General features: G+C 55.9%; 5 protein-coding genes. 4 read left to right on the top strand and 1 reads right to left on the bottom strand.

Going from position 1 to position 5,736, the window contains the following annotated elements; all coding sequences use genetic code 11:
- Positions 1-88: 88 nt before the first annotated feature.
- Complete coding sequence (locus B2W52_RS21200) at positions 89-1,975, bottom strand: methyl-accepting chemotaxis protein (protein WP_008171575.1); 1,887 nt, start codon at positions 1,973-1,975, stop codon at positions 89-91.
- A 148-nt stretch (positions 1,976-2,123) separates the two neighbouring features.
- Here B2W52_RS21200 and B2W52_RS21195 point away from each other — a divergent pair, with 148 nt between their 5' ends.
- The 4 genes from B2W52_RS21195 to B2W52_RS21180 all read left to right on the top strand — a co-directional run.
- Positions 2,124-3,644 carry a carbon-nitrogen hydrolase family protein gene (locus B2W52_RS21195; RefSeq protein WP_008171577.1) on the top strand — a complete coding sequence of 507 codons (1,521 nt, stop codon included), beginning with the start codon at positions 2,124-2,126 and terminating at the stop codon, positions 3,642-3,644.
- Between the two features lie 172 nt (positions 3,645-3,816).
- Positions 3,817-4,215, top strand: a complete 399-nt coding sequence (locus B2W52_RS21190; RefSeq protein WP_008171578.1) for a hypothetical protein — start codon at positions 3,817-3,819, stop codon at positions 4,213-4,215.
- Between the two features lie 40 nt (positions 4,216-4,255).
- On the top strand, positions 4,256-4,924 hold the full coding sequence (locus tag B2W52_RS21185; RefSeq protein ID WP_008171579.1) for a helix-hairpin-helix domain-containing protein: 669 nt from the start codon (positions 4,256-4,258) through the stop codon (positions 4,922-4,924).
- The coding region (locus B2W52_RS21180) for an FAD-dependent oxidoreductase (RefSeq protein ID WP_286804029.1) at positions 4,924-5,736 on the top strand (813 nt) is incomplete at its 3' end. The genes B2W52_RS21185 and B2W52_RS21180, both read left to right, overlap by 1 nt.

Raw genomic sequence — 5,736 nt, 5'->3', positions numbered from 1 at the left:
GCGAAGAATCCCGTTACGTTGGGCGCAAAACCTTCGAGAACCTGCGCCGTCGGCTGGAAGTCCTAAGCCGCTAACAGTCGCTCTTCGCTTACACCCGGAACCTCGACACGTTCTGGTTCAGTGCGGTGCCGATGCGCTCAATTTGCCCGCTGTAAACATCGTTTTCGGAGGCCGCGGCGGCCGCTTCCTGGCCCTGATCTGCAATCCGGGTAATCGACGAATTCAACTCCTCGGTAACCGACGTCTGTTCCTCGGATGCTGTGGCAATCTGCGACGTCATCTGGCTGATGGACGTGATTGCCTCGGCAATCCGGTTGAGGGCATCCATAGCGTCCTGCGCTTTTTCCATGCTGACATTGGATACTGCAGTTGAGGCATTCATGACATCGACCGCATCATTGGCGCCTTTCTGCAGACGCTCAATCATGTCGTTGATTTCCTCGGTGCTGGACTGGGTGCGCTGGGCAAGGTTACGTACCTCGTCTGCCACAACTGCGAAGCCTCGCCCTGCTTCACCCGCCCGAGCCGCTTCAATGGCGGCATTCAATGCCAGCAGGTTGGTTTGCTCTGCAATACCCTGAATCACTTCAAGCACCGTTGTGATTGACGTAACGTCCTTGCCAAGGGTGTGGATGACCTCTGCGGCCGCATTAATCTCCTTCGAGAGCTTCTGTACGGCGTCCCGGGAGGCAGCGACGGTCTCCAGCGAAGCCCGGCTATCCGCATCCGCGGTGTTGGCGGCATCTGCGGTTTGCTGTGCGTTCTGGGCGATCTCGCCCGCAGCGGCCGACATCTCGTTGATCGCCGTCGCCACCATGTCGATCTCGGCCTGCTGGCTCTCCACGCTCGAACGACTGGTACTGGCGGTATCTCTCAGCGAGCTGACATTTTCCCCGAGTTCGGCGCTACCCTTCTGGACATCCCGAACAACCGTCTGGATATTCTCGACAAACTGGTTAAAGCTGCGGGCCAACTCACCGAATTCATCTTTTGCACAATCGTCCAGGCGCTGGGTCAGGTCGGCATCACCACTGCCAATGTCCGCCATGGCCTTGTTCAGGCGGCGAACCGGCGCCATCAGAACCTTGATGCCCAGATGCAGAATCACCAGAGAAACGATCAGGCCGATCACGGCCATGATCAATCCAGTCATTCTGGCGCTCTGGACCGGTGCGTTAATTTTGTCCGCGTTTACAAAGGTCCCCAGATACCATTGCACGCCGCGCGCTTCACTGATCGGATGAAAACTGGCCTCCCAGTTGCCATCATCATTACTGTATTCGTGAGCGTCCCCGCCAAGATCCGGCTTGCCGCCAATGAGCTCACTGATGTTCTTGCCGACAAGGCTTTGCCGTGGGTGGAACAGTATGGTGCCACGCTCATTGATCAAAGCGGCGTAACCGGTGTCCGCGAGCGTGACTGTGCTCAGGGTTTTTGCTATCGCGCCCAGGCCGATATCAGCACCTGCCACGCCCTCGTATTCACCACGCTTCACGGGCGCAAGTGTGGAGATGATCATGTCGTTGGTGCTGGCATCCTGATACGGCTCGGTGAACGAGGCGCTTCCGAGACTCATGGCCTTCTTGTACCAGGGGCGCTGGCGGGGATCGTAATCCGCTGGCAGCGTGGCATTCGCCTCCGGCGATTTCATCAGCATGTAGCCGTCGGTACGCCCGACATAGACATCCCGGAAGCCGCCGCCGGTGGTAATGGCCTGAAGAATGACCCGCGCCTCTTCGTCGTTCTCGGCATTCTCCAGGGCTTTGGCGGTGGCTTCAGTCATCACCAGCCGGGTATTGAGCCACTCTGCGATGCTCGACGTGCTCTGCTGTACGGTGTCGTCGATCAGCGCGTTCACATAGGTTTCGGTGGTGCTTTGTAATCGTAAATCGCCAGAGAGCGTAAAAGCCCCCATAACCAACAGCAACAGAATACCGAAAGCAGTCAGGAGCTTTTGCCCGAATGTCAGCTGCACGGTCGAATCCTCAGCAATAAAATTGATATTCGTTAATGTGTGTTTCGGCCCATGGTGCGAAGTCTTTAGCGGCTTCTGTTAAACTTTCCAATTATTGACGCAGACGCTGAGATTGTCCTCATTCCATAACGAACGGGAGCCGAACTGAATGGCCCATGAAGAACTGCACCTCAACCTCCGGAACCTGAGGCTTGATGACTACGATCAGCTTCAGAAGCTTATGGATCGGGTATACGACGACATCGGAGGCTCCTGGCCGAAGGACACCATCAAGGCATTGGTGGAGCAGTTCCCCGACGGCCAGATCTGCATTGAGGAAAGCGGCCAGCTTATTGCGGTTGCGCTGACGGTCTGCGTTAAGTACGAGCGTTTCAGCAACCCGCACACCTACGACGATCTGATCCTCCGTAACGAGAAGATCTGGCACAACGCCAATGGTGACTCCCTCTATGGGCTGGATGTCTTTATCCACCCCGACTACCGCGGCTACCGCCTGGGTCGTCGACTCTACGAAGCGCGAAAAGAACTCTGCCGCTCCATGAACCTGCGTGCCATCCTGGCGGGCGGGCGCATACCGAGCTACTTCAAATACGCCGAACAGTATTCACCCGAAGAGTACATTCAACGGGTCGATCGCAAGGAAATCTACGATCCGATTCTGAGCTTCCAGCTCTCGAACGATTTCCAGGTTACGCGGTTGATGCACAAATACCTTCCCGAGGATGAGAAATCCCAGGGCTACGCGACGTTGCTGGAATGGCGGAACATTCTCTACACCCCACCTTCCCCGGTTCTGAGCGTCAAGAAAACTCAGATAAGGCTGGGCGCCGTGCAGTGGCAGATGCGTGAATTCACCTCGGTTGAAGAGGTGCTCGAGCAGGTTGAGTATTTTGTGGACGCCTTGTCTGATTACAAAAGTGACTTCGCCATCTTTCCGGAGTTTTTCAACGCGCCGCTCATGGGACTAACCGATCAGATGGACCAGACCCGGGCCATCCGTTTCCTCGCCGGATTTACCCAGCAGTTCCGGGAAGAGATGTCTGAAATGGCGGTGAGCTACAACATCAACATTATCACCGGCTCCATGCCACTGATCGAAAACGATCGGGTGTATAACGTATCCTATCTCTGCCACCGGGATGGTCGTGTTGATGAGCAACGCAAGATCCACATCACGCCCCACGAACGCCGCGACTGGGTGATCGAGGGCGGCAACCAGTTTGAGGTCTTCGAGACCGATGCCGGCCGGGTCGCCATCATGATCTGCTATGACATCGAATTCCCTGAACTGGGCCGTATTGCTGCCAGCCAGGAGGTTGATATCATCATGGTGCCGTTCTGGACCGACACCAAAAACGGCTACCTCAGGGTTCGCCAGTGCGCCCAGGCCCGCGCAATCGAAAACGAATGCTATGTGGTCGTCACTGGTAGCGTTGGCAACCTGCCGAAAGTCGAGAACCTGGACGTCCAGTACGCCCAGTCTGCCGTATTCTCACCCTCGGATTTTGCCTTCCCGCATGATGCAGTTATGGCCGAAACCACGCCGAATACGGAGATGATCATGTTCTCCGATATGGACCTGGAAAAGCTGAAACTGGTGCGTAACGAGGGGTCTGTCACTAACCTGAAAGATCGTCGCGTTGATATGTATGAATTGAAGACCAAGTAAACTGGCCCGATCAGCCAGGTGAAATTGTTAAATAACTGCGTTAGCGGTCGATCGTATGGCACTGACGGCGTTGCAAAACTAGAATTCAGTGTCTATTGTTTAACCAATATCCAGCCTGTCTCCCAATGAGACAGGTTGCTGTGGATACGGAAATCACCAGAGAACCCGATTCATGAACGAAGCATTGCCGGACCTTGTCGCACGATTCCGAGTCAGACAGGGCCTTTTTCGGAAGGAACTTGTCGAAGCTGCCCTTTATGAGCTGGACGGCTACGGATGTGTTATGAAAACCGACAAAGTGTTCAACCCCGGTGATACCGTGGTGCTGGATCTCGTGATGGACATGCCGTTCGACAAGATCCGCGCAGAAGGACTCGCCGGGCTGGTGACCGAACGCAGAAAACACTGCAGTAATTTCTTCTATTCAATCGATTTTGTAGAGCTCGACTCCAACGGCAGCTCGTCGCTGGCGGAAAAGCTCCGCAGAATCCGGGAAGTGCTATCCAAGAAACAGTCGCTCAAATCACGTCGTTCCCCAGGCTCCATGTCCGGTTTCCGGCAGATGGCCTGATATTGATTTTCGTTGAAACCTGCCCGTAAGGAGACATTCCATGGCGAAGAAAGCCAAACAGAACGTTGATAAAATCGTGAAAAAGGTCAACAAGGAGTTCGAAAAGACTTCTTCCCAGATCGAAGGCCTGGTGAACGATGCGCTGAAGCAGTTCGACAGCCTGCAGAACCAGGTTCAGGAGCCTGTTCGCAAGCTGCTCAAGGAAATCGACGAGCTTCGCGACCGCGAGATGAAGCGTTTCCACGAAGAGTTTGAGCGTCGCCTTGAGGAATTCCATGAACTGCAGAGCAGCATCTTGGAGCGCCTGGGCGTCGCCTCCAAAGAAGCGGGCGACGACGTGAAGAAGCTGACTGATGAAGTGAGCAAGGAAGCCAGCACCGCTGCGAAGAAATCCGCACCGAAGAAAGGCGCCAAAACCGCTTCCAAAGCAAAAGCTTCAACCAGCAAACCTGCTGCCAAGAAGCCAGCTGCGAAGAAACCTGCGGCCAAAAAAGCACCGGCTGCGAAAGCGGCCAAGCCCCTCGACAAGAGTGACCTGACGCTGGTCAAAGGCATTGGCCCGGCCACCGCCAAGAAGATGAAGGACGCTGGCATTACCTCCATCGACCAGATCGCCAATCCGTCTGCCGAAGACCAGGAAAAGCTGAAGGCCTTCTCAAACGTCAAGGGATACAGCCAATTCAGCGCTGAAGCCAAGAAAATCAGCTGATGCGAACGCCTGACCAGCCTGTTTTACGGGACATTGTCCTGATTGGCGGCGGGCACAGCCACGTCGGGGTACTCAAGCGGTTCGCCATGAACCCTGTCCCCGGCGTGCGCCTGACCCTGATCTGCCGCGACACCCACACCCCCTATTCCGGCATGCTGCCTGGCTACGTGGCCGGCCACTATAGCTACGACGATGTCCACATCGATCTGAGCCGCCTGGCGGAGTACGCTGGTGCGCGCTTTTACCGGGCCGAAGCCATGGGCATCGACCGGGATCAGAAGCGGGTTATCTGCCGCGGTCGCCCGGATGTGCCCTACGACATACTGTCCATTAATATTGGCTCGTCTCCTAGGGTCAATGAAGTGGAAGGCGCTTCCGACCACGCGGTTCCGGTTAAGCCGATCACCGGCTTCAACAACCGCTGGCTTGCACTGCTTTCCCGTATCGAGAATCACGACGGGCCGCTGGCGGTTGCCGTGGTTGGCGCTGGTGCCGGTGGCGTTGAGCTGACCCTCGCCATGCAGTTTCGACTGAAGAATGAACTGAAACAGCGTGGTAAAGATCCCGGTCAGCTGCATTTCCACCTCTTCGACGCCGCCGACCAAATTCTACCGACCCACAACCCCAAGGTGCGTGAGGTTTTCCGAAAAACCTTGTCGAATCGTGGTGTGAAGGTCCATCTGGGATCGCCAGTCAGCAAGGTTCAGGAAGGGTTATTGATTACCGAATCCGGCGAAACCCTGCAAACGGACGAAGTGCTCTGGGTAATCCGGGCTGGTGGCCCGGAATGGCTCAAGGACACAGGCCTGGCG

Source organism: Marinobacter sp. UBA2498 (assembly GCF_002341575.1).
Classification (GTDB): domain Bacteria; phylum Pseudomonadota; class Gammaproteobacteria; order Pseudomonadales; family Oleiphilaceae; genus Marinobacter; species Marinobacter manganoxydans.
Note: the sequence above shows the minus strand (reverse complement) of the source record. Positions and strands in the feature narration are given on the sequence as shown.

Excerpts from the sequence above, each read along its gene's own strand:
- B2W52_RS21185 (WP_008171579.1), top strand. The coding sequence starts at position 4,256 with ATGGCGAAGAAAGCCAAACAGAACGTTGATAAAATCGTGAAAAAGGTC.
- B2W52_RS21190 (WP_008171578.1), top strand. The coding sequence starts at position 3,817 with ATGAACGAAGCATTGCCGGACCTTGTCGCACGATTCCGAGTCAGACAG.
- B2W52_RS21195 (WP_008171577.1), top strand. The coding sequence starts at position 2,124 with ATGGCCCATGAAGAACTGCACCTCAACCTCCGGAACCTGAGGCTTGAT.